At 72.9% G+C, this 21,307-nt stretch carries 19 protein-coding genes; 8 read left to right on the top strand and 11 right to left on the bottom strand.

The annotated features are described in order from the left end of the window. Positions 1–4: 4 nt before the first annotated feature. Positions 5–1,030 (bottom strand): MerR family transcriptional regulator, encoded by a 1,026-nt coding sequence (locus ACFVTC_RS03725; protein WP_390123525.1) that lies wholly within the window; start codon positions 1,028–1,030, stop codon positions 5–7. Positions 1,031–1,157: 127 nt separating this feature from the next. On the opposite strand from ACFVTC_RS03725, the gene ACFVTC_RS03720 reads away from it, so the two are divergent. The 3 genes from ACFVTC_RS03720 to ACFVTC_RS03710 all read left to right on the top strand — a co-directional run bounded on the left by ACFVTC_RS03720 (position 1,158) and on the right by ACFVTC_RS03710 (position 3,290). Next, the gene (locus ACFVTC_RS03720) at positions 1,158–1,763 is read left to right on the top strand and encodes a sigma-70 family RNA polymerase sigma factor (RefSeq protein WP_390123523.1); all 606 of its coding nucleotides are present in this window, start codon (positions 1,158–1,160) and stop codon (positions 1,761–1,763) included. 157 nt (positions 1,764–1,920) lie between these two features. Then, a complete protein-coding gene (locus ACFVTC_RS03715) occupies positions 1,921–2,505 on the top strand; it encodes a sigma-70 family RNA polymerase sigma factor (RefSeq protein ID WP_390123521.1) in 585 nt (194 codons plus the stop codon). Then, entirely contained in the window at positions 2,502–3,290 is a 789-nt protein-coding gene (locus ACFVTC_RS03710) for an anti-sigma factor domain-containing protein (protein WP_390123519.1), read from the top strand. Before ACFVTC_RS03715 ends, ACFVTC_RS03710 begins: the two co-directional genes overlap by 4 nt. A gap of 148 nt (positions 3,291–3,438) precedes the next feature. Here the strand turns inward: ACFVTC_RS03710 and ACFVTC_RS03705 are convergent, their stop codons facing one another. The 6 genes from ACFVTC_RS03705 to ACFVTC_RS03680 form a co-directional block, all read right to left on the bottom strand. Continuing rightward, on the bottom strand, positions 3,439–4,245 hold the full coding sequence (locus ACFVTC_RS03705; protein ID WP_390123517.1) for a DUF1295 domain-containing protein: 807 nt from the start codon (positions 4,243–4,245) through the stop codon (positions 3,439–3,441). Further along, positions 4,242–5,552, bottom strand: coding sequence for a class I SAM-dependent methyltransferase (locus ACFVTC_RS03700; protein WP_390123775.1), 1,311 nt, complete (start codon positions 5,550–5,552; stop codon positions 4,242–4,244). Before ACFVTC_RS03700 ends, ACFVTC_RS03705 begins: the two co-directional genes overlap by 4 nt. Positions 5,553–5,557: 5 nt before the next feature. Further along, positions 5,558–6,826 (bottom strand): class I SAM-dependent methyltransferase, encoded by a 1,269-nt coding sequence (locus ACFVTC_RS03695; RefSeq protein ID WP_390123515.1) that lies wholly within the window; start codon positions 6,824–6,826, stop codon positions 5,558–5,560. Then, entirely contained in the window at positions 6,823–7,725 is a 903-nt protein-coding gene (locus ACFVTC_RS03690; protein WP_390123513.1) for a DUF1365 domain-containing protein, read from the bottom strand. Before ACFVTC_RS03690 ends, ACFVTC_RS03695 begins: the two co-directional genes overlap by 4 nt. Further along, positions 7,722–9,017: an NAD(P)/FAD-dependent oxidoreductase gene (locus tag ACFVTC_RS03685; RefSeq protein WP_390123773.1), complete on the bottom strand. Its 1,296-nt coding sequence runs from the start codon at positions 9,015–9,017 to the stop codon at positions 7,722–7,724. The genes ACFVTC_RS03690 and ACFVTC_RS03685 overlap by 4 nt, the downstream gene beginning before the upstream one ends. Before the next feature lie 370 nt (positions 9,018–9,387). Continuing rightward, the gene (locus tag ACFVTC_RS03680; protein ID WP_390123511.1) at positions 9,388–9,831 is read right to left on the bottom strand and encodes a hydrolase; all 444 of its coding nucleotides are present in this window, start codon (positions 9,829–9,831) and stop codon (positions 9,388–9,390) included. Positions 9,832–10,149: 318 nt separating this feature from the next. On the opposite strand from ACFVTC_RS03680, the gene ACFVTC_RS03675 reads away from it, so the two are divergent. Then, positions 10,150–10,590 carry an SPW repeat protein gene (locus ACFVTC_RS03675; protein WP_390123510.1) on the top strand — a complete coding sequence of 147 codons (441 nt, stop codon included), beginning with the start codon at positions 10,150–10,152 and terminating at the stop codon, positions 10,588–10,590. Positions 10,591–10,725: 135 nt separating this feature from the next. Here the strand turns inward: ACFVTC_RS03675 and ACFVTC_RS03670 are convergent, their stop codons facing one another. The 3 genes from ACFVTC_RS03670 to ACFVTC_RS03660 all read right to left on the bottom strand — a co-directional run bounded on the left by ACFVTC_RS03670 (position 10,726) and on the right by ACFVTC_RS03660 (position 14,344). Beyond that, the gene (locus ACFVTC_RS03670; protein WP_390123508.1) at positions 10,726–11,403 is read right to left on the bottom strand and encodes a hypothetical protein; all 678 of its coding nucleotides are present in this window, start codon (positions 11,401–11,403) and stop codon (positions 10,726–10,728) included. Beyond that, positions 11,372–11,812 carry an ATP-binding protein gene (locus tag ACFVTC_RS03665; RefSeq protein WP_390123506.1) on the bottom strand — a complete coding sequence of 147 codons (441 nt, stop codon included), beginning with the start codon at positions 11,810–11,812 and terminating at the stop codon, positions 11,372–11,374. The genes ACFVTC_RS03670 and ACFVTC_RS03665 overlap by 32 nt, the downstream gene beginning before the upstream one ends. A gap of 747 nt (positions 11,813–12,559) precedes the next feature. Then, positions 12,560–14,344 (bottom strand): helix-turn-helix domain-containing protein, encoded by a 1,785-nt coding sequence (locus ACFVTC_RS03660; protein ID WP_390123504.1) that lies wholly within the window; start codon positions 14,342–14,344, stop codon positions 12,560–12,562. Positions 14,345–14,493: 149 nt separating this feature from the next. Between ACFVTC_RS03660 and ACFVTC_RS03655 the strand changes: the two genes are divergently transcribed. The 4 genes from ACFVTC_RS03655 to ACFVTC_RS03640 all read left to right on the top strand — a co-directional run bounded on the left by ACFVTC_RS03655 (position 14,494) and on the right by ACFVTC_RS03640 (position 20,083). Next, a complete protein-coding gene (locus ACFVTC_RS03655; protein ID WP_390123502.1) occupies positions 14,494–16,287 on the top strand; it encodes an Hsp70 family protein in 1,794 nt (597 codons plus the stop codon). Positions 16,288–16,316: 29 nt separating this feature from the next. Continuing rightward, positions 16,317–17,315 (top strand): hypothetical protein, encoded by a 999-nt coding sequence (locus ACFVTC_RS03650; protein WP_390123500.1) that lies wholly within the window; start codon positions 16,317–16,319, stop codon positions 17,313–17,315. Positions 17,316–17,823: 508 nt separating this feature from the next. After that, positions 17,824–19,167 (top strand): phosphotransferase family protein, encoded by a 1,344-nt coding sequence (locus ACFVTC_RS03645; protein WP_390123498.1) that lies wholly within the window; start codon positions 17,824–17,826, stop codon positions 19,165–19,167. Between the two features lie 256 nt (positions 19,168–19,423). After that, the gene (locus tag ACFVTC_RS03640; RefSeq protein WP_390123496.1) at positions 19,424–20,083 is read left to right on the top strand and encodes an MSMEG_1061 family FMN-dependent PPOX-type flavoprotein; all 660 of its coding nucleotides are present in this window, start codon (positions 19,424–19,426) and stop codon (positions 20,081–20,083) included. Positions 20,084–20,520: 437 nt separating this feature from the next. On the opposite strand, the gene ACFVTC_RS03635 is transcribed toward ACFVTC_RS03640, so the two are convergent. Next, the gene (locus ACFVTC_RS03635; protein ID WP_390123494.1) at positions 20,521–21,258 is read right to left on the bottom strand and encodes an SDR family oxidoreductase; all 738 of its coding nucleotides are present in this window, start codon (positions 21,256–21,258) and stop codon (positions 20,521–20,523) included. Positions 21,259–21,307 lie beyond the last annotated feature (49 nt).

Below are 21,307 nucleotides of genomic sequence, written 5' to 3'. Positions count from 1 at the left end.
GACCTCAGCCTCCCGGGACCGGGGCGGCGCCGTCGTAGAGGCCCCTCAGGGACCCCAGGGCGTCCCGCAGTCCCGGCGGCCTGAGCATGCCGCGCAGCGGGCGACCGGCCCAGCCGGGACCGCCCAGCACGACGGCCGGATGGTTGCGGGCGCCCTTGACACCCCAGTGCGTGCCGGCGACGTGCCGGGCGAGTGGGACGTCGGCCGTCGACCGGGTCTGGGCCCACAGCACGACGGCCGTCGGACCCAGCCGCCGTACCGCCGCGGTCAGTGCCTCGGTGGGCACGGCAGCACCGAACATCCTTGTGGGCAGCCCGAGTTCGGCGAGTCCGGCGTGCAGCGCCTGCAACGGCAGGCTGTGCTGCTCGCCGGGGACGCACGCCAGCACCACGGGCCCCGGACCGGTGGCGGGGGCGTCGGGCCGGGCCGGCCCGGTGGCCCGGTGGAGGGTCCGGGAGATGTGCCAGGACAGCAGGTGCTCCACCTCCACGTAACGGTCCCCCGAGGACTCCCACTTGCGTCCCACGGCGTGCAGGGTGGGCACCATCACCTCGTCCCAGGCGACGACCAGGCCGTGCCGTTCCACGAGCGAGGCCAGCTGGTCGTCCATCGCGGGCGCGTCGAGGCGTACCGCGGCGCGCGCGAGGCCCCTGCACTCCTGCCGGACGTCACCGAGCGGCAGTGCGCCGGCCGCCCGTGACCGCTGCCGGCCGAGACGGGCCCCCTCCGCCGGATCGGGGCCGTGGGGGATCCGCTCGACGCCCTTGCGCGCTGTCCTGGCCGCCTCGGCGGGCGGCACCCCCGCGGAGGTCAGCCGGCACATCTCCTCGAGCATCGCCACGTCCTGCGGCGTCCAGCGGCGGTGCCGCCCGTCGGAGCGGACCGCCGGTCCCACCCCGTACCGCCGGTCCCAGGAGCGCAGCGTGGTGGGCGACACGCCAAGCCGGCGGGCCAGCGCGCCCGTGGTGACGCCCGCCTCGGCGGGCTCCGCGGCCGGTTCTGACACCTGTGTCGGTCGGTCCTCGCCCATGGGACGACTATACGACGCAGAAACGATGCAAGTTGTCCCGGATGTCCTGCGGTTCACACGATGGAGCCCACAGCGCGCCGCACGGAAGGCGCCCCGTGAGCCCCGTCCGAACGGAGGAACCGTGGTCATGGCCGCAGATCCGACCTCCACGGGGCGTCCCGTGGAGTGGACACCCGTGGCCGAGACGTTCACCGACGCGCAGATCGCCCAGGGGCTCGCGGACGGTGACGAGCGCTGCCTGACCGCCGCGTACCACCGCTGGGGAAAACTGGTGCACACGCTGGCCCTGCGTTCACTGGGCGATGCTCGGGAGGCCGAGGACGTCACCCAGCAGGTGTTCCTGGCCGCGTGGCAGGGCGCTCACGGCTATCGCCCCGAGCGCGGCGCCCTGGCCGGCTGGCTCGTGGGCATCGGCCGCCGCAAGATCGCCGACGCGCTGTCCGCGCGCACCCGCCGCACCGAGCTGGTCGTGGCCGCCGGAGCCCTGCTGGGTCCCGCCGACGACACGCGCGCCCGCCCCGAGGCCGCCGTGCTCGACCGCGTCCTCGTCCGGCACGAGCTCGCCGGACTGCCCGCGCCCCAGCGTCAGGTACTGCACCTCACGTTCTACGAGGACCTGACCCAGACGCAGATCGCGCAGCGCACCGGCTGGCCCCTGGGGACGGTCAAGAGCCACTGCCGGCGGGGTCTGCGCCAACTGCGACGCTGCCTGTCCGCGCGGGTCGACGGGTGAGGGCCGGCGGCGCCGCCCGGCCTCGGGACCGGCTCTCCCGCGTCCCGCGCCGGCGCCCGGCCGCCGTACCCGGGATTTCACCCGTCCCGGGCCAATCCGCGGCCGGACCTGCTCCGGATCAGTCCCGTACCTTTCGCCCTGCTTGGAGGACCACCCCGTGAAGGAAGCCGTGGAAATCGGGAGAAACCCGGCGGCTCAACCAGGTCTGCCGGACCTGATGGCCGACGTCGCCCGCGGCGACCAGGAGGCTTTCTCCGCGGTGTACGACGTCGTGGCGGGTCCGGTGCTCGGCATCGTGCGCAGGGTGCTGCGCGACCTGGCCCAGTCGGAGGAGGTGGCCCAGGAGGTACTGGTCGAGGTATGGCGGACCGCCGCCCGCTACCGGCCCGAGCGAGGTTCGGTGATGAACTGGGTGCTCACCCTCGCCCACCAGCGGGCCGTCGACCGGGTGCGCTCGGCCGAGGCCTCCGCGGCACGTGAGCACAAGGCGGCCCTCCTCGACCGGACGCCCGAGTTCGACGAGGTGACCGAGCAGGTCGAGGCGCGGCTCGAGCGGGAACAGGTGCGGCGCTGTCTGCGGACGCTGACGGAGCTCCAGCGCCAGTCCGTGACCCTCGCGTACTACCGCGGCCTGACCTACCGCGAGGTGGCGGAGCTGCTGACGCTGCCGCTCGGCACGGTCAAGACCCGGCTGCGCGACGGCCTCATCCGCCTCCGTGACTGCCTGGGGGTCACCGCATGACCACGTCCGACCTGCACACCCTGACGGGCGCGTACGCGCTGCACGCCCTCGACGAGGACGAGCGCGGCCGGTTCGAGCGGCACGCCGCCGACTGCGAGGCCTGCGCCCAGGAGGTCCGCGAGCTGACCGCCACGGCCGCGCGCCTCGGCCTCGCCGAAGCCGCCGTCACGGCCCCCGAGCTCAAGACCCGGGTCATGCGGCACATCTCCACGGTCCGGCAGGAAGCACCCCTGACGGCGCCCTCCGAGCCCGCGGAGCCCTCCACGGCCGCCGCACCCCCCGAGCCGGCTATCCGGCGCCTGCGCCGTGGCCGCGGCCTGTCGCGCTGGGCCCTGGCCGCCTGTGTGGCCGCCGCGGCGGCGTTCGGCGGCACGGCGGTGTGGCAGCACGACCGTGCGCGGGAGGCCCAGAACCAGGCACGGGACGCCGAGCGCCGGACCGCCGACCTGACGGCGGTGCTGGCCGCCCCGGACGCGAAGAGCCGTACCGCGCGACTGGCGGGCGGCGCCGGCGGCACGGTGGTCGTCTCCGCCGGCCGTGACAAGGCCGTCTTCATCTCCTCCAGGATGCCGAAGCCGCCGAGCGGCAAGGTGTACCAGCTGTGGTTCGACGACGCGGGCACCATGCGCTCCGCCGGTCTGATGGACCCGCACCGGACCAGCGAGGCGGTCCTGCTGGACGGGAAACTGGCCAAGGCCTCGGGCATGGGCATCACCGTGGAACCGGCCGGAGGCTCGGCCCGGCCGACCTCGGCCCCGCTGGCGCTGCTGGACTTCCCGGCCTGACGGGGCCGGCCGTCCCCCCGCGCACTCCCTGAGGGACCAGCCGGTCCCCCCGGGTTTCGGACCGGCTCGTCCCTCTCCCGGGACGAGCCGGTCCCCCCGGCGTCGCCCACCGGTCCTCCCCCGGCGGGCGACGCCGAACGCGGCCCCGTCAGCCGCGCGACTTCGGCGGCAACGGAAAGAAGCCGCTGGTCCTCGCCGTGTACTCGGCGAAACCCGCGCGCCCCGCCAGGTGCCTCTCGAGCAGCGCCTTCCCGCTGCCGTTGATCAGCAGGTAGCTCATCACCAGCGGCGAGAGCACCGACACCGCGGCCGCCGCGCTCGAGTCGCAGGCGAGCAGGAACAGGCCCCACCACACGCAGAAGTCGCCGAAGTAGTTGGGGTGCCGGGTCCAGCTCCACAGGCCCCGGTCCATCACCCGGCCGCGGTTGGCGGGATCGGCCTTGAACCGGGCCAGCTGGGCGTCACCCACCGCCTCGAAGAACAGCCCGACCGCCCACAGCGCGGCGCCGGCCAGGGTGAGTCCCGTCAGGCCGGTGGAGACGTACTGCGCCGCCTGGACGGGCAGCGAGACCAGCCAGACCAGGGCGCCCTGCAGGAGGTACACCATGCGCAGGGCGTAGACGTGGCGGTTGCCCGGCGCCTTGGCGAGCATCGCCTCGTATCTCGGATCCTCCCCGTGACCACGGCCCCGCCGCGCGATGTGCAGGGCCAGCCGCAGCCCCCACACCGAGGTCAGGACGGTCACCAGGATCCTTCGCCCCTCGTCGCCCTCCCCCGCGGAGGCCAGGAAGGACACCACGGCCACCGCGGTGAACCCGATGCCCCAGGCGGCGTCGACGATCCGGTGCACACCCTTGCGTACGGCGACCGCGAAGGTGACGAGCATGACGGCGAACGCCGCGGCCGCCGCGAGGCCGAGGTTCTGGGCGAACGCCCCCCAGGGGAAACCACTCATCGCTCCTCCGCCTGCGTGTACCAGTCCGCCGGCACGGCGGGCATGCCGCTGCTTCCTCCGGGAGCGGGCCGCACGCTCAGGATCTGGTCGACGCCCATGCGCCGCTCCTGGAAGGCGAGAGCCCCGCCGACCAGGTACAGCCGCCACACCCTGGCCGTCTCCACCCCTACGAGCCGTACGAAGTCGTCCCAGCGTTCCTCCAGGGTGCGGTGCCAGGCCTCGACCGTACGTACGTAGTGCTCGCGCAGAGACTCCACGGACCGCACTTCCAGGCCCGCGGTCTCCAGCATGCCGACGGTGTCGCCGAGCGGCCTCATGTGCATGTCCGGGGCGATGTACGCCTCGATGAACGCGCCGCCGCCCGGGGCCACCGAGCCCCGCGACATCTGCTGTACGAGGACGCGCCCCCGTGGACGGACGAAGCGGTGCAGGGCGGCGGCGAACGCCGGGTACTCGGCGTCCCCCACGTGTTCGCCCATCTCGATCGCGGTGACGGCCTCGTACGCGCCGCCCGCGATGTCCCGGTAGTCCTGACAGACCACGTCGACCTGGTGTTCGAGACCTCGCTCGCGCACCTGCTCCCGTACGTACGCGGCCTGTTCCCTGGCCAGTGTGACCGCGGTGACCTGGGCCTTGTACCGCTCCGCCGCGTACAGCGTGAGGGAGCCCCAGCCGCAGCCGATGTCCAGCAGCCGGGCACCCGGGACGAGGCCGGTCTTGCGGCAGATCAGCTCCAGCTTGGCACGCTGGGCGTCGGCGGGGCCGAAGTCCGGTTCCTCGCCGGTCCAGTAGCCGCACGAGTAGGCCATGGTCTCGTCGAGGAGCAGGCGGTAGAACTCGTTCGACAGGTCGTAGTGGTGACTGATGGCCGCCCGGTCCCTGGACCTGCTGTGCAGGCCGCCGCGCAGTCGCGCCTGCGAGGCGGGCGTCGGGGGCCGCGGACCCACGGCTCCCAGGCGCAAGGCGGTGCCGGCGGCGCGGACCCGGTCGGCGGGCGTGAGCCGGGGCGCGTGCAGAGTGCGCTCCCGTACGGCACCCCACATGGCGCGCAGGCCCGCCGCCAGGTCGCCCTCGACATCGATCTCTCCGGTGATGTAAGCCTGGGCCAGGCCCAGTTCGCCGGGCTGCCAGAGCAGCCGTCGAAGGGCGCGGCGGGTGCGGACGACGACCACGGGGGCGTCCTGGGGGCCAGTCTCGCTGCCGTCCCACGCGCGCAGCCGCAGGGGCAACGGACCGCCGAGGGCGTCCTCGGCCAGCGCGGCGAGCCGGTGGGCGGCGCCGGGACCGCCGGGGCGGGCTGTGGTCACGGTGGTCACGGGGTGGAGCCCTCCTTGGTGAACAGGTACTGCTGGACGTCGAGGTAACCGGCGCGGAATCCCGCTTCGGAGTAGGCCAGGTAGAAGGTCCACATCCGGCGGAAGGTCGCGTCGAAACCGAGCCCGTCGACCTCGTCGGCGCGCTCGGTGAAGCGTTCGCGCCACAGCCGCAGGGTCTCCGCGTAGTGCGCGCCGAAGGGGTCCCTGCGGGTGATCCGCAGCCGGGTGTGCTCGCGGGTCACCTGCTCCACGGCCTCCACCGAGGGCAGCAGGCCGCCGGGGAAGACGTACTTCTGGATCCAGGTGAAGGTGTCGCGGCTGGCCAGCATCCGGTCGTGCGGCATCGTGATCGCCTGCAGTGCCGCGCGGCCACCGGGGGCGAGCCGGGCGTCGAGCGCCGCGAAGTAGACCGGCCAGAACTCCGCCCCGACCGCCTCCACCATCTCGACGCTCACCACGGCGTCGTACGTGCCCTCGGCCTCACGGTAGTCGCGGAGCTGGACGGAGACGCGGTCGGCCAGACCTGCCTCGCGCACCCGCCGGCGAGCCAGATCCCGCTGCTCGTGCGAGAGGGTCAGCGAGGTGACCTGGGCGCCACGGGCGGCGGCGCGTATCGCCAGCTCGCCCCACCCGGTGCCGATTTCGAGCAGCCGGGTGCCGGGTCCGACCTCGGCGAGGTCCAGCAGCCGGTCGATCTTGCGGTGTTGGGCGGCCGCCAGCAGGGGCCACGAGGCGGGGAACCCGCGGAAGAGGGCCGCCGAGTAGCTGAGGGTCTCGTCGAGGAAGAGCGCGAACAGGTCGTTGGAGAGGTCGTAGTGGCGGCTGATGTTGTCGCGGGCGCCGGTGGGTGTGTTGCGCTGCGCGTCCGGGCGGCGCGGCGCCCACAGGCCGCGCAGCCGCTGGAGCGGTTCCGGGATCAGCCGCGCCGCGTGGTCGGCGAGCACGGTGAGCGCGGCGACCAGGTCCGGCGCGTCCCATTCGCCCGCCATGTAGGACTCGCCGAAGCCGACCAGTCCATCGGTGCCGATACGGCGGTGGAAGGCCTCCGGATCGTGGATCTCGATCACCGGGCCGCCGGTACCGAGACGGCTCCCGTCGGCGAACCGTGCCCGCAGGGGCAGGCGTCCCAGCGCTCTGCCCAGCACGGCGCGGGTGACGGCGGTCCGGGTGCGCGAGGCCTCCGGCGGCGTCACCACGTCCGGCCAGCGGGCGGGATCCACGTCCCGGCGCTGCGCGGTGGCGGAGCGGGGCTCGGCTGTCCTCATGTGTCACTCTCCTGGCTTCGGTGGCGTGGGCGGGGCTGGACGGGCAGTCCCCGCAGGTACAGGCGGATGCCGTGGACGCGGATGGCGGCCGAGACGGCGACGGTGGACCACGGGTGGCGCAGCGCGGCACGCAGCAGCGTCCCGACGGTCGCCTCACGGCGGGTCCCGCGCACGGTCGCGGTGAAGGGCCGGGTGCCCTCGCGCTCCAGGCGCACCATGAGGTCGAGGCGGTCGTCGGGGAGGGGAAGGCGCATGCGGTACTCGCCGTCGACGGGGAAGAAGGGCGAGACGTAGAACTGCTTCTCCGTGCGGTAGAGCCGCTTCTCGGCCCGGCGGGTCTGCCTCCCGGGCGGATGGTCCACCCGTCCGGGAGGCTCGGCCCGGCGGCTCGTCGGCTCCGACGGCCGGGCGGGCTCCGCCGACGAGGCGGGCCCCGAGGGCTCGTGGGCCGCGACGGCGTGGTGGTCGTCCCGCCGCTCCCGCATCGTCCCGGCGTCGTCCGGGAGCAGCAGATAGCAGTGCCGTTCGCCGTACGTGTTGTGCACCTCGGCGACCACGCAGCGGGGTGCGCCGCCGGGGTCGTGGCACCAGTAGAGGATGAGCGGGTTGAAGACGTGACCGAGGACCCGCGCGTGGGCGAGCATCGTGACCGGGCCGCCGCGCAGATCGATGCCGTGCCCGGCGAGGAAGCGGTCGAGCCCCGCGCGGATGGTCGGCTGGTCCCCGTCGAAGTGGTCACGGGGGTCGAACCCGGCCAACGGGCGCAGCGGAAGGGGCAGTCGGGGCGGGTGATCGGGGTCGGTCAGCCACATGTACGTGCGGTGGCGCAGCGCGTACCGGGTCGGCGCGGTCCGCACGTGCGAGACCGTGCAGGGGTAGAGCGCGGGGGTGCCGCTCACCACGTCACCCCCAGGGCCGCGGCGGCCGCCGCGCCGGAGCGGCAGCCGTCCTCGTGGAATCCCCAGCCGTGGTAGGCGCCCGCGTAGGCGGTCACCGCGCTGTTCAGTCCCGGGAGCCGGGCCTGCGCGGCCACGGACTCCGGTGTGTAAACGGGGTGTTCGTACACCATGCGGGCCAGGACACGGTCCGGGTCGACGCGGTCCTCGCCGCCGAGGGTGACCACGTAGTTCTCGGGTGCGTCGAGGCGCTGGAGCCGGTTCATGTCGTAGCTGACGCGGACCCGGTCCGCGTCGGCGTCGCACGACGGCATCAGGTAGTTCCAGGAGGCCCTCGCCGACCGGGCGCGCGGCAACAGCGCGGTGTCGGTGTGCAGGAGGGTGGCGTTGCGGGAGTAGCGGAAGGCGCCGAGCACCTCTCGCTCGCGCTCGGTGGGGTCGGCCAGCAGCTTCAGGGCCTGGTCGGGATGGACCGCGATCACCACGGAGTCGTACGACGTGGTGGCACCGTCCGCCGTGGTGACGTCCACGGCGTCGGGGTGCCGTCGCACGGCCCGGACGGGGGCGGAGGTGTGCACGGCGTCGAGCTGTTTGGCCACGCGGTCGACGTAGGAGCGGGAGCCCCCGCTCACCGTGCGCCAGACCGGGGAGTCGCTCACCGAGAGCATGCCGTGGTGCTCCAGGAAGCGGAACAGATAGGCGGCCGGGTAGCGACCGGCCGTGACGGGGTCGCAGGACCAGACCGCCGATACCAGCGGGGTCGCGAAGTGCTGTACGAAGTACGGCGAGAAGCGCTCCCGGGTCAGGAACTCGCCCAGCGTCAGGCTCTCTTCGCCGCCGGCGGAGAGCAGTCGCCGGGCTGCCCGGTGGAAGGCCGGCACTTCGGTGAGCATCCGGAGATAGGAGCCGCGAAGGGCGCTTCGCGTGCGTGCGAACAGGCCTGCCGGACCGCGTGCGCCCGCGTACTCGAGGCCGCAGCCCTCGCAGCGCACCGACATGCTCATCTCCGACTCCTGGGTGGCGACGCCGAGTTCGTCGAACAGCCTCAGGAGGTTCGGGTAGGTACGGCGGTTGTGCACGATGAAGCCGGAGTCGACGCGGTGCACCCTGCCGTCGGAGGAGGCGAGGTCATGGGTGTGCGCGTGGCCGCCGAGCCGGTCGTCCGCCTCGTACAGGACCACCTGGCGTGCGCGGCCCAGCACGTGGGCGGCGGTGAGTCCCGCCACGCCCCCGCCGATGACGGCCGTCCGCCTCCCCGGACGCCGCTGTCCGTGCTGTCGGTGTTGTCCATGCAGTCCGCGGTCCGCGGTCCCCTCGCCCGCACCCGAGGCGTCCCCTGACGCTTGCCGCACCATGTCTCCTCCCACCCGGCTCGCCTGTTTCGGCTTCAGAGCTCTCGGCCCTATTCCGAAGCTGCGGCGGTGATGGATTGGCCGGAACGGACTCTTCCTCCGATCGGGTGAGAGGCCGGTGCGCGCAAGGGCGAAATGCCTGGTCGGCGGGGAGAGGGAGAGTGGACGGCGGTCGCACGGAGCGTCGCTGAACGGCTACCGTGGGCTACACCCCAGGGTCGCGGCCACGGGACGCTCCCCCGCCCGGCACGCGGACCTCGTGGAGCGGCGGAGCGTGTCGGGCCGGTGGATCGGCGGGACGGGGTCCGGCTCGTCATCCACCCCCGGGCCGCGGCCGCTTGAAGCCGAGCAGCGTGCGGTAGCGCTCGCGCGTCGCGAACTCCAGCAGAGTCCAGATCACCGGCCGCCCCACCTCGGCACAGAGATGAAGGACCCGGCCCTCCCCCACGACGATCCCGACATGGGCGCCCCATGCCTGGTCGCCGGAGCTGAAGAGGGCCAGGTCCAGCGGCCGGGACTCCCGTACCCGCTCGGTGAGTACGGTGTCGTCCCACAGATCGCTCGAACGCCAGGCGGGCAGGCGCGGGCCGAAATGGCGCAGCACCTCGTAGGCGAAGTACTGGCAGTTGGCGCCGTCGGCGAGGCCCGGCCTCTCGGCGACGGACCACGAACCGGGAAAGCGCCGGCTCACGTAGGGAGTGGACCAGATCCGCTCGGGGAGGCACGCCGCCAGTTCGCTCTCACTCGGTTCCCGCACTCGCGCCTCCGTCCGTCCACCGGGCCGTTTCCGAGGGGTCGTGCGCGCTGGAGACCTCCGTCATGTCGTCGTGCGGGCGCGTCAGTTCCCTCAGTCGGGCATGGTCGCCGAGCCGCAGCGGCCCGTCCACCCCGGTGACCCGCTGGAGGGCGTCCGGACCCGCCGGCCGACAGTGCCGATCCCGAACCGGGCCACGGCTCCCGAGAGAAAACCGGCTCTACACATAAAGAAGAAATAAGCGCACAATAGGCACAAGCAGCACTTACCGCACACCACACCAGAAGCGGTCAGGCCTGCCGAGACCGAAGGAGTCGACTCATGGCCAACGTCTCGCACCCCAGGAACGACATCACGACCCACCCGGACGCCTCCGAGATGCGCGACCGGTACGCCCGCGTGATGGGCGGCCGCGATGTGGCGCTCGTCGACGGACCCGTGTTCCTGCTCGGTCTGTACTGCGCCGTGTCCCCGTGGATCCTCCACTACACGACGAGTCAGCCCGCCCTGATGACCCACAACCTCGTCATGGGTATCGCGATCGCCGTGCTGGCACTCGGATTCACCGTCACGCCGGAGAGGATGTACGGCCTGAGCTGGGCCATCTGCGCGATGGGCGTATGGATGATCGTCTCGCCGTGGGTGGTCGGCACCAGCCCGGACACCGGCGTGGTGCTCAACAACATCATCATCGGCGCGCTGGCCGTGGTGCTGGGGGCGGTGTGCGCGTTCACCGCGACGAAGAACACTTCCCGGACGTAGGCCCGGCCGCCACCCCCCGGACACCGACGCGTTCGCGGGAAAGGAAGCGGACGTCAGCCCGAGGCCGGTCCGCCCGTGCGGGCCGGCCTCACCGCGCGCCACCGTGAACCGCCCCCGACGACCGCCCGGCTCGCGTCAGAGTCCCGTGCCGAGTGACCAGGTCGGAGCACTTCCCGCGAGACGGCAGGTGAGGAAGTACAGCGGAATCGGTGGCGTGTAGGGCGACTCGCCCCCGGGGCGGTGGATCAGACGCGGGCGGCCGGAGCGCGGGCGCCGCAGGACCCGCGTCCAGGACGGGTCGGACAGCCGGGCGCCGATCGCGTAGCGCGTGGAGGACGGCCAGGTGACACCTATGTGGGATCCGGACGGGACGATCCACCACCAGCGCTCGTCGTCCGCGAAGACGCAGCCGACGCGGGGCAGGCAGTCCATGATCCGTTCACCGTGTTCCCGGGAGGTGCCCACGGCGTCGTACCCCAGGCTCGGGGACAGTTCGGCGGGAATCACCAGGCGCGGCGGGTGCTCGGGCGACGGCGACGCGGGCGGTTGCGTGCGCGGTTCGGGGACGAAGGCGTGCCCTCGCGGGTCGGCTGACGGAGTGTGCGCAGGGGGGCCGAGGGCGGTGCCGCACTCGCGTGGGCCGAGGGCGCCGCACTCGCGGGGATCGAGGGTGACACCGAACTCGGGTGGATCGACGGCGGTCACGTGATCGAGGGTGACACCGAAGTCGTGTGGATCGACGGCGGTCACGTGATCGCGGGGGTCGCGGGCCGAGGTGTGTTCACACAGGTCGGGAGTGTGCTGTCGTTCCATCAGACGGGGATCCTTCGGCCGAGTGGGGGATGGGCCGGGCGGGGTTCGTGGTCGGCGGACGGCCGATGGAGGCGGGACCGCCGCTCCGCGACGGCAGGACGGCCCAGACGATGCGGCCGGACCCGTCGGCGGTGTCCCTGACGCCCCAGTCGCTGCTCAGGGCGCCGACCAGCAGGAGCCCGCGACCACGCTGGTCCTCGGATCCCGGCCGGCGCGCCGCCGGGAGGGTCCAGCCACGGTGCTGGTCCTCGACCTCGATGTGGAGCGGCCCCCGGGCGATATGGAGTCTGCACACGATCCACTCGCTAGCCGTGTGCGTCAGAGCGTTGGTGACGAGTTCGGAGATGAGCAGGACAGCGTTGTCATGCGTCTCAGGATCGACGCCCCACTCACTCAGCAGGTCACCCACATGTCTTCGGGCCACACCTACTGACGCGGGGGCCGCGCGCAGGGCGAACACGCCGGCTCGGTGGGGGTATTCGTCCCCCGGCAGTCGGTCCAAAGGCTGGGGGAGGGAGGGCGGGGTCATCGCCGTTCGCCTTTCGTCTGCCTGCACCACAGGCGGTGCCAGTGCCGCCCCCGGAGGCCGGGTACCGCCACGAGATGCGTCCATCTCGTCGCGCAAGGCGTCGTGCCACAGCCCCGTCTCCCCCAACTGGGCTGTGTGGCCTCTCCCTTGACCGTTCCAAGGACGACAGGACCACTGTCGCAGCTGCCGACAGCACCCCGCAACCGACAAGCTGAAATTTGCAGAGTGCCAGGTGCACGCTTCCCTCGTCGCCGGATGATCGGCGATCGGGGTCCGCCGCTCCACCGTCCGCCGGACGGAAGCGGCCAAGGTCGCCCGGCTCCGGCTCGCGGACGCCGAGCGGACGCCGAGCGGACGCCGAGAAGCCCCCGCGGACCCGCAAAGGGCGTGTCGGACCGTGCTCGCGGGAGGTTTACGGTGCGCACGACCCGTCACGACGCGTCGTGGAGTTGCCGGATCACCCGCGTGCACACCCGGGCCGTGCGCGGGCGACCTCCGCCGTGCGACGCGCCGCACCGGACAGCGCCCGTCGGTCCGGCGCCACCTACCGAAGACACCTGGGCGGCGCGCCGGCCATCCACCGGTTCCGCGTCGGTGGCTCCCTGCCGGCGGGAATCGCGGCAGCCCTCACGCGTCTGCCGTCGAGTCCAGCAGGGTCGCGCACTCCACCGCGAGGGCCGCCATCCCGTAGGCCTGTGCCACGCGCAGCGCCTCCCGCAGGAGTCGGGCGGCGTGGGCGGCGGTGCCTGGGCGGCCCGTCCTGCGCAGCGCGCGGGCGCGGGCCAGTCGCAGTCGGGCCAGTTGGGGCTGGGAGGAGCGCACCGGCTCGGCTGCCACCTGGAATTCCGCGAGCGCGGTGTCCGGCTCCCCCGCGGCCAGCGCGAGCAGCCCACGGGCCCGCGCGGTCGGGCCGACCAGCACGGTGGGCCAGCCCGCGAGGGCGATCTCCTCGCCGTCGTGGGCGGCCAGACGGTCGCGCAGCCCTGGCACGACCTCGCGCAGTTCGCTCTCGAATCCGCCCCGCGCGTCGAGTGCGGCGCTCACCTCGGCGAGCAGGACCAGCGTGGGCACCGCCCACCCGGAGGGCGGGAACCGGGTGAAGTCGGCGGTGTCGTGCGCGAATCCCACGAGCCGGTCCGCCCCTTCGGCGTACTGACCCGTCTCGCACAGCGCGAGCGCCAGACCGGCCCGCCAGACCGGGAAGTAGCCGTGCCGCTCGACGGTGTCGGCCAGGCCCGAGGCGAACAGGTCCGCCATCCGCCCCTGTTCCCGCAGCAGCCAGTAGGCCTGTCCGAGGCGGGTCTGCTCAAGGTTGTCGGCGGGGACGGCCAGATCGGCGGATAATCGCTCGACGAACGTCACCGACTCGCCGAAGATCCAGCCCGCCGCCTGCTCGAACCGGCCGTGCCAGAGGTCGAGCAGGGCGTCCAGGGTCCGCTGCTGCCAGACGGCGAGGACACTGCGGGTGTCGGCGGCGTGCTTGCGGTACTGGTTCGCCGTGGCCAGCGCGCTGTAGACCTTGCCGACGCGCAGCTGGTCGATGGCGAGCGCCATCAGTGCCTCACCGCGGAAGTACGCGGAGTCGTGCCCCGCCGCCGCGTCACGCAGCCGTTCGGAGAGCGACAGGGACTCGGCGGTGGGTACGAAGTCGTACAGGCCCCAGCGGCATTCGGTGAGCACCTCGCAGCGCACCTCGTCGTCCGTGCCGTCCACGGCCAGCCGGCGCAGCGTGCCACGCGCCAGGCGCGCTCCCTGCTCAGGCCCCGCCCGGCCCGCCGCGGTGTCCTCACTGACGGCCATGGCCAGCTTCTTCGCCAGATGCGCGTTGAGCCGCAGCCGCAGCCCGGCGGCCTCCACTCCCCCGTTCTGACCCAGCGCGGCCAGGCTCTCCCTGATCCGTTGCAGCAGTTCGTGGTCGACCTGTCCGGGATCCGACCAGCGGCGGGCCATCCTGATCACGGCCTCCGCCTGGGCAGCGGGATCGCCGTCGGCACGCGCGTACGCCGCGCGATAGAGACGCTCCGCCTCCCGCATGTCCCCGGTGGCATGGCTGAGGTCGCCGCGCCTGAGCAGCCGGTCGAACTCGTCGCGCCGCCGGGCGACGTCCGAACCTCCATGAACCGCCGATGACTTCACCAGTTTTCCGGTCCGCTCCCGCGGACCGGCGCCGACCGTCTTCGAGATGCGCTCGAAGGAGGGATCGGGAACCAGGGCGAGCAGCGCGCCCCTGGCGTCCAGCCGCTCGTCGCAGAGTTGCGCGAGTTCGCGGGTCACACGCCGCTGGCCCGTCTCGATGCGGCTCAGGAAACTGCGGCTGCAGTGCACCTCTTCGGCCAGTGCGCTCAACGACTTCCCGGCCGCCGTCCGACGCCGGCGCAGTTCCGCGCCGAACGCGTTCTCTTCGATCGTCATCCCTCCAACGGCTCGCGCCCTGGCACCTGTTGCCAGAAATCGTTGGCAACAGCCGACCGCTCCGCGTTGGCGCGGAAACCCACCAGTCTGTGTGCGAGCGAGCTTACAGGGAGCAAGCGCGCGGACACCGGCAGACAGGAGCCTCGGGCATGGGTGCGGACGGTCCCAAAGTGGTGGCGGCGGTCGACTTCGGCACCCATGGCACCGGCTTCGCCTGGGCGGTGAGGACTCCGCTGAACGATGATCCGCGCACCAGGAGGGTGCAGTTCTTCACGCGCTTCCCCGGCCGCCAGCTGGACTACCCGAAGAACCTGACCGCGATCCTGCTGTCCGCCGGGGGCGGGACGGTCGCCTGGGGCCACCGGGCCCACGTTCTGTGGGCCGAGGCCCTCGCCAAGGGGGAGGCCGACGGGCTCGGCTACGCCTACGCCTTCAAGACGGCGTGGAAGTGCGGCGGCACGATGTCGGACATGCCGACCGTGGGCGGTTTCGTCGACCTCGACGACCGGGGGCGGGTGCGGGAACTGACCACGGCGTACCTCAAGGAGATCCGCGAGCTGGCGATGGCGGAGATCAGGGGGATGAAGTACACGGAGCGGGAGGTCCGTTGGTGCATCACGGTCCCCGCGATCTGGGACGACGAGGGCAAGGCGTCGATGCGCCGGGCCGCGGTCGACGCGGGGTTCCCCGACGATCCGGAGCGGCTGTTGCTGGCCATCGAGCCGGAGGCCGCCGCGCTGTACTGCTACTTGCGGATGGCGGACGCGGACGCGGCTCCCTCCGCGCCTGCCCGGCTGCCCCTGCATCTCGACGGGTTCCGCTTCGTGGTGATCGACTGCGGCGGCGGTACCGTCGACATCACGGCCTACGAGTCGGACAGCGGGGCCGGACCGTCGATCGCGCTGCGCGAGATCGGCCTCGCCACCGGTGGACATCTGGGATCCGAGTACGTCAACCAGGCGTTCCGGGAGACGACACTCGGCGAGCGGTTCGGGCCGGCGGCCTTGAAGCGCATCGAACGGGACCACCCGGGTGAGTTGTTGAGGATGTCCCGGCAGTGGGAGCACGCCAAGCGCACGGTCGAGGTCGAGCGGGACGCCTCCTCGGTCGCGCACGTGCTGGATCCGGTGCGCATCGAGGTTCCCGCGGTCGTGTGGACCCTCCTCGACGAGCCGGTGCGGGCGCGGCTGGTCCGGGACGCGGGTGGGCTGCCCCGGCAGCTCGTCCTCCCGCCGGACGAGGTGGAGGCACTGCTCGACGAGATGGTGGACGGCATCCTGGACAAGGTCGCGGAGCAACTGACCACCATCGCACGGACCGCGGGGACGGGTCCCGAGCCGGAGACCCTGGTCCTGGTGGGCGGGTTCGCCCGGTCCGAGTGGCTGCGCGAACGGATGCGCGCCCGCTTCGGCGGGCGGCATCGCGTCCTGGTCCCGCCCGATCCGGCCCTCGCGGTCCTGGAGGGCGCCGTCCACTTCGCCTACCGGCCCGACGTGTTCGTCTCCCGGCAGGCCAAGTACACCTACGGGTTCGAGACGGCCCAGCCCTTCGAGGAGGGTGTGGACTCCACGATGCGCATGTACCGCGACGACGAGGGCGAGGTGCTGTGCGTCGGCCGTTTCGGCATCGCCGTGCGCCGTACGGACGGCGTGCGGGTGAAGGACGCCTATCCCTTCCGCATCGTGCCGGTCCGTGAGGAGCAGCTCGAGTTGGACGTACATCTGTATCGCACGGCCGAGCCCGATCCCCGGTACGTCGACGAGGACGGGTGCGAGGAGATCGGCCGGCTGACCGTCGACCTGAGCAGCACGGTCGGCAGGCCGCTGCGGGAGCGCGCCGTGATGCTGTTGTTCTACTTCGGCGCCAGTGAACTCCGGGTAGAGGTGTTCGACCCGGCCACCGAGGAGACCAGCCGGGTCTCCGTCGACTTCGACCGGATGTAGCCGTGGCCGCACACCCCGAGGGAGGAACCGTGTTCTTCAACCGTCACAAGGCCGAACCACCGCAGGACGCCGGGGGCGGTTCCGGCGACCGCCCCGCCGTCGGCGGCCCGCGCCTCGTGGAGGAGGAGACGGCCTTCCTGATACCGCAGTCCGAATGGAAGCAACTGGCCGTCAGGCTGGACGGACTGGAGGCGCTGGAGGCGCGGGTCCGGAAACTTGAGGCGGAGGCGGACGCGGGGTGGGCCGCGCTGCGTTCGCGGACACGGTCCGAGATGGGTGAGTGGGCCGACCGGGTGGAGCGCCGGATGCGGGGCTTCGACACCAGGCTGCGGGACACGCTCGCCGGACTGGGCCCGCTCGGCGACCGGCTCACGGAACTGACCGGGCGTCATGAGGAGGTGGACGAACGGACTCTGGCGCTGGCGAGCACCGTCGCCGACACCCGCCGTCTCCTCGACGAGTTGGGTGAGGTGCTCGACCTGGTGCGCGTCGCCCAGGTGGAGGAGCGCACCGATCTCACCCGGGAGGACTTCCTCGTCCACTACGACCTCGCCGGACGGCTCAAGGCGCTGTACACGCAGCGCATGCCCGATCTGATCCAGCCCCGGCTGGCCGCGGAGCGGCCCCGTGATGTCGTGCGCCGTCAGGCCGAGTTGATCCGCCGGTTGTGCCTGGCGCTCTTCGGCCCGGAGGAACACGACGGGGCCGGGGACCCTGACCTCGACGAGCTGACCCGCATCACCACCGACGACGGGCGAGTGGGGCTCGACCAGCAGCACCAGAGGCTGTTGGAGCGGGTGGGCGCGGAGGCCTCGAACCTGTCCCGCGCCATGAACGAGAGCGGCTATGCCAGCCGTTTCGACTTCTCGGTGGAGCCCGGCATCGCGGCGGACCCGCGGGAGCACGCTCTCTGGCTCTCCTGCGAGGCGGGCCGCCCCGTCGCCTTCGTGGTGTGTCCGGGTTACCGGGCGGCGGACCGGCGGCTCCTGGAACCGTTCGTCTTCACCGAGTCCGGCGGGGAGGGCTGAGGACCGTGCGGGAACCGCTCGACCCGGCGGAACATCGGTCAGGTGTCCATGAGTCGACATCCGGCAGCCGCTCCCCCGCGGGGACCGGCGCCCGGGTGACGTCCTGTGCGACCGGGGTTCGGACCCGGCACAGGAAGGTTTCGGTCCGGGGCGCGCGGGGGGCGCTCCGGCCCGGAAGCCCGTACACGCGCGGGTGGGCCGGCCGGTCGGCGACGTGCCGGCCCCCGGCCGGGGGCCGCTCGCGCGGCGGCGGGTGACGCACGGCCTCCGGACGCGTGCGGCCGTGGACAGAACCCGCGGCGGGCCGCGCCGGAGGCCGGCACAGACCACCGGGCCCGAGGGGGGACGGGGGAAGGAGGGGGAGCGGAGTGCCCGATGTACGTCCGACGGGGGAAGGTCGGACCTGCGGTGACGGGCCGCGGCCATCGGATCCGCTCCCCCTCCGGCGTGTGCGGATCCGGCCCGATATTCGCTCGCCGGGGCCGCCAGGCTCGCTCACACTGTCGCCGTGACGAGAACGGTGAGTGCGTGGGTGAGTGCGGGTGACGAGGTGCTCGGGGGCGTAGGGCCGTTCCCGGTGGACATCCCCTGGTGGTCCGAGGCGGCACCGGTCGTCGACCGGCTGGAGAAGCTGCTCGGCGTGCCCGTGCTGGTGCTGCGTCTGCTGCACGTCGACGGGGGCGAAGGCGGCCGGGACGGTCATGTGACCTATCACGTCGAGGCGTTGGGGCGTCCGGCGCCCGGCACCCTGGAGCAACGGGCCGTCGGTCCGGATCTGTTGGACGGCCACGTGGTCTTCCGGTCGCCCTGGGCGCGTACGGACGGTCTGCGCGAGCTGCTCGGCTGGGCCGAGGAGACGCTGGCCTCGGCGGGACGGCCCGTGACCGGTCCGGTGGAGCAGCGTCGTACCTGGAACCTGGCCGGCCTCTTCCGGCTGCCCACCGCGCGGGGCCCGGTCTGGCTCAAGGCGACACCGCGCTTCGCCGCCGACGAGGCAGCCGTCATCACCGCGTTCGCGCGGGTCGCCACCGGTCTGGTCCCGGTACTTCTCGGTGCCGGCGAGCATCGCATCCTGATGGAGCACGTCCCGGGCGTGGACTGCTGGGGGCCCTCCGCGGAGACGGTCGGCGCGGCGATGGAGCGCGTCGTGGCCGCGCAGGCCGCGCTCGCGGACCAGGGTCCCGCGTGTCTCGGGGACGGCTCACCGCCGACGTGCAACGCGGACGGCCCGGCGCCCCGTTGCGTCCAGGGTCCGTCCCCCTCCGGTGCCGGGGGCGAGTGGACGTCTCCGTCCGGCGTCCCGGACCGGCGCACACCGGGGCTGGTCAGCGCGGTCCACGCACTGCTCGACGGCCCCGCCGCCGCGGAGCTGACCCGGCAGGAGCTGCTCGGGGCGAGGGAGTTGACGCGGCGCTGGGAGCCGCTCGCGGAGTGCGGTCTGCCCGACACCCTCGTGCACGGCGACTTCCACCCGGGCAACTGGCGCAGTGACGGCGGGCCGCCGGTCATCGTGGACTTCGCCGACGCGCACTGGGGTCATCCCGTGCTGGACGGCCTGCGTGTCCACCATTTCCTCCCCGAGGCCGGCCGCGCGGCGGCCGCCCGTGCCTGGGCCGACGCCTGGAGGGCCCGGGTGCCCGCGAGTGATCCGGCGCGCGCCCTCGTCCTCGCCGAACCGCTCGCCCAGCTCATGTACGCCGTCCGGTACCAGGAGTTCCTGGACGGCATCGAGCCGTCCGAGCGGGTCTACCACGAGGGGGATCCGGCGGACGCGATCCGCGCGGCGCTGCGGTCCGCACGGAACCCGAGCCCGTACCTGGCGGCCGCGGGGACTCCCACCGGGACGAAGTGATCCCGGGCGGGCCCGTGGCCGGGCGACGGGAGGAGTTGCGCGAACACGCCAAGGGTGCGGGCCCTGACGGTCGCTGATCGGTGTGGTCAGGGACGGGACATGGGAGGACGTCCGCACCCGCGCGGCTTCCAGCGACCCGGAGAGCCCGCACCGACCTGTTCGACCTTCACACCGCGATCAGGTCGCGCGGCCTTCCGAGCATCCCCGCGGGCACCGGCCAAGATCGGTCGCAGGTCGGCCCCATAGGGTCCGAGGCATGACGTCACCCCCCGCCGGCAGTGCCTTCGACTCGCTCCGCCTCGACGCCGTGGCCGACCAGGAGGCGCTGCGCCGGGCCTACGGACTGCCCGGCGAGGCGGCCGTGCGGAAGCAGATGACCGAACTCACCGAGCAGACCCGGCGGTTGATCGGCTGCTCGTCGCTCGTCCTGGTCGCCAGCACGGACGCCGAGGGCAACTGTGACGTCTCCCCGCGCGGCGGCCCCGCCGGGTTCGTGGCCGTGCTGGACGCGCGGACGGTGGCGATACCGGACGCGACCGGCAACAAACGTCTGGACACCCTGCGGAACGTCGTGGCGACCGGACGGGCCGGGCTGCTGTTCCTCGTCCCTGGGCGGACCACGACCCTCAGGGTGAACGGCCGGGCCTGCGTCTCCACCCGCCCGGAGCTGCTGTCGCGGCTGACCGCCGTGGGCAAGCCGCCGGCCAGTGCGCTGGTGCTGGGGATCGAGGAGGTCTACCCGCACTGCCCCAAGTCGCTCCTGCGCAGCGGGGCCTGGAAGCCGGACCAGTGGCTGCCGGCGGACGCCCAGCCGACCTCCGCCGAGGTGACCCTGGCCCAGCTGCGGATGCCGGAGCTGACGATCGCCGACATCGAGCGGGCGGAGGCGGACTCGCTGAAATACCGCTATGAGTAGCGGGCGGACCCGCGCCAGGACGGTGGGGGTGAGACCGGCCCGGCAAGCGGCGCTGTTCACCGGATGGGGGAGGCCGGGGCCTACGTGCGGACGGTCCGGCCCCGGCACAGTGGCTCAGTGATCCCCGTGAGATCCAGATCGAGCCCATCCGGCCGCGACGACGAGCAGGCGTCCGCACCGGGCGACGCGGGACGGGCCCGCCGGCACGCGTCGGTGCGGGCGGCCAGGAGCAGCGCCCACACGGTCCACGCGAGGCCGGCGCGAGAGACTCCCCGTGAGCGCGCCCGGCGGTGAGGAACCTGCGAGCTTCGCCTGAGGTCGGACGGGTGAACTCCGTTACCGGACCCGTCGAGGGAGTTTCCTTCCGCCAATCCTCGCCCTGCGAGGTGCGCTCCGGACGCCCGCGGGACGAGATGCCACGGCGTGCGGGGCCGGGGTCACCAGGGGATGACGCCGTCGTCCTCGGAGAACGAACCGGTCGGGCCGCCGTCGGGCAGCGTGGCGAGCCGGATCGCCGTGGCCGCGCCCTGCTCAGGGGTGCGAGGTCCGTGGAAGCCGGTGAAGTCGGTCGCGACCAGGCCCGGACAGGCGGCGTTGATCAGGATGTTCGTACCGGCGAACTGCCTGGCGTACTGCACGGTGACGGCGTTGAGGAACGACTTCGACGGCGCGTAGGCCGCCATGACGGGGCCGATCTCGATGTCCGGGTCCGCCTGCCGGGTCAGGGAGGCGACGGCGCTGGAGACGTTGACGACGCGCGGCGACGTCGAGCGCCGCAGCAGCGGCAGCATCGCGTTGGTCACCCGGATGACGCCGATGACGTTGGTCTCGACGACCGTACGGACCACGCCGAGGTCGAGGGTGGTCGGGTCCTGCACCCATCCCGGACCCGTCTCTCCCGAGATGCCCGCGTTGTTGACCAGGACGTCCAGGCGACCGGCCCGCTGACCGACCAGTTCCGCGGCGGCGGTGGCACTCCGGTCGTCGGTCACGTCCAGGGGCACACCGAACGCGTCCACCCCGGCGGCGCGCAGCTTCTCGACGGCCGCCTCACGCCGGGCTCCGTCGCGGGCTCCCACACCCACGCGGTGCCCGAGGGCACCCAGGCCGGCCGCGATCTCGTACCCGATTCCCTTGTTCGCGCCGGTCACCAGCGCGATCTTCGTTTCGCTCATGCCGTTGATGTTCGCTCGCGGACCAGCGGCGCATCCAACACCGATGCGG

Origin of the sequence: Streptomyces sp. NPDC057950 (genome assembly GCF_042887295.1) — a bacterium.
GTDB classification, from domain to species: Bacteria; Actinomycetota; Actinomycetes; order Streptomycetales; family Streptomycetaceae; genus Streptomyces; species Streptomyces kaempferi.
This window is presented reverse-complemented; position numbering and strand designations above follow the sequence as displayed.

Coding starts and splice junctions, on each gene's coding strand:
- ACFVTC_RS03655 (WP_390123502.1), top strand. CDS start 14,494: ATGGGTGCGGACGGTCCCAAAGTGGTGGCGGCGGTCGACTTCGGCACC.
- ACFVTC_RS03675 (WP_390123510.1), top strand. CDS start 10,150: ATGGCCAACGTCTCGCACCCCAGGAACGACATCACGACCCACCCGGAC.
- ACFVTC_RS03640 (WP_390123496.1), top strand. CDS start 19,424: ATGACGTCACCCCCCGCCGGCAGTGCCTTCGACTCGCTCCGCCTCGAC.
- ACFVTC_RS03720 (WP_390123523.1), top strand. CDS start 1,158: ATGGCCGCAGATCCGACCTCCACGGGGCGTCCCGTGGAGTGGACACCC.
- ACFVTC_RS03660 (WP_390123504.1), bottom strand. CDS start 14,344: ATGACGATCGAAGAGAACGCGTTCGGCGCGGAACTGCGCCGGCGTCGG.
- ACFVTC_RS03670 (WP_390123508.1), bottom strand. CDS start 11,403: ATGGAACGACAGCACACTCCCGACCTGTGTGAACACACCTCGGCCCGC.
- ACFVTC_RS03725 (WP_390123525.1), bottom strand. CDS start 1,030: ATGGGCGAGGACCGACCGACACAGGTGTCAGAACCGGCCGCGGAGCCC.
- ACFVTC_RS03635 (WP_390123494.1), bottom strand. CDS start 21,258: ATGAGCGAAACGAAGATCGCGCTGGTGACCGGCGCGAACAAGGGAATC.
- ACFVTC_RS03710 (WP_390123519.1), top strand. CDS start 2,502: ATGACCACGTCCGACCTGCACACCCTGACGGGCGCGTACGCGCTGCAC.
- ACFVTC_RS03705 (WP_390123517.1), bottom strand. CDS start 4,245: ATGAGTGGTTTCCCCTGGGGGGCGTTCGCCCAGAACCTCGGCCTCGCG.
- ACFVTC_RS03695 (WP_390123515.1), bottom strand. CDS start 6,826: ATGAGGACAGCCGAGCCCCGCTCCGCCACCGCGCAGCGCCGGGACGTG.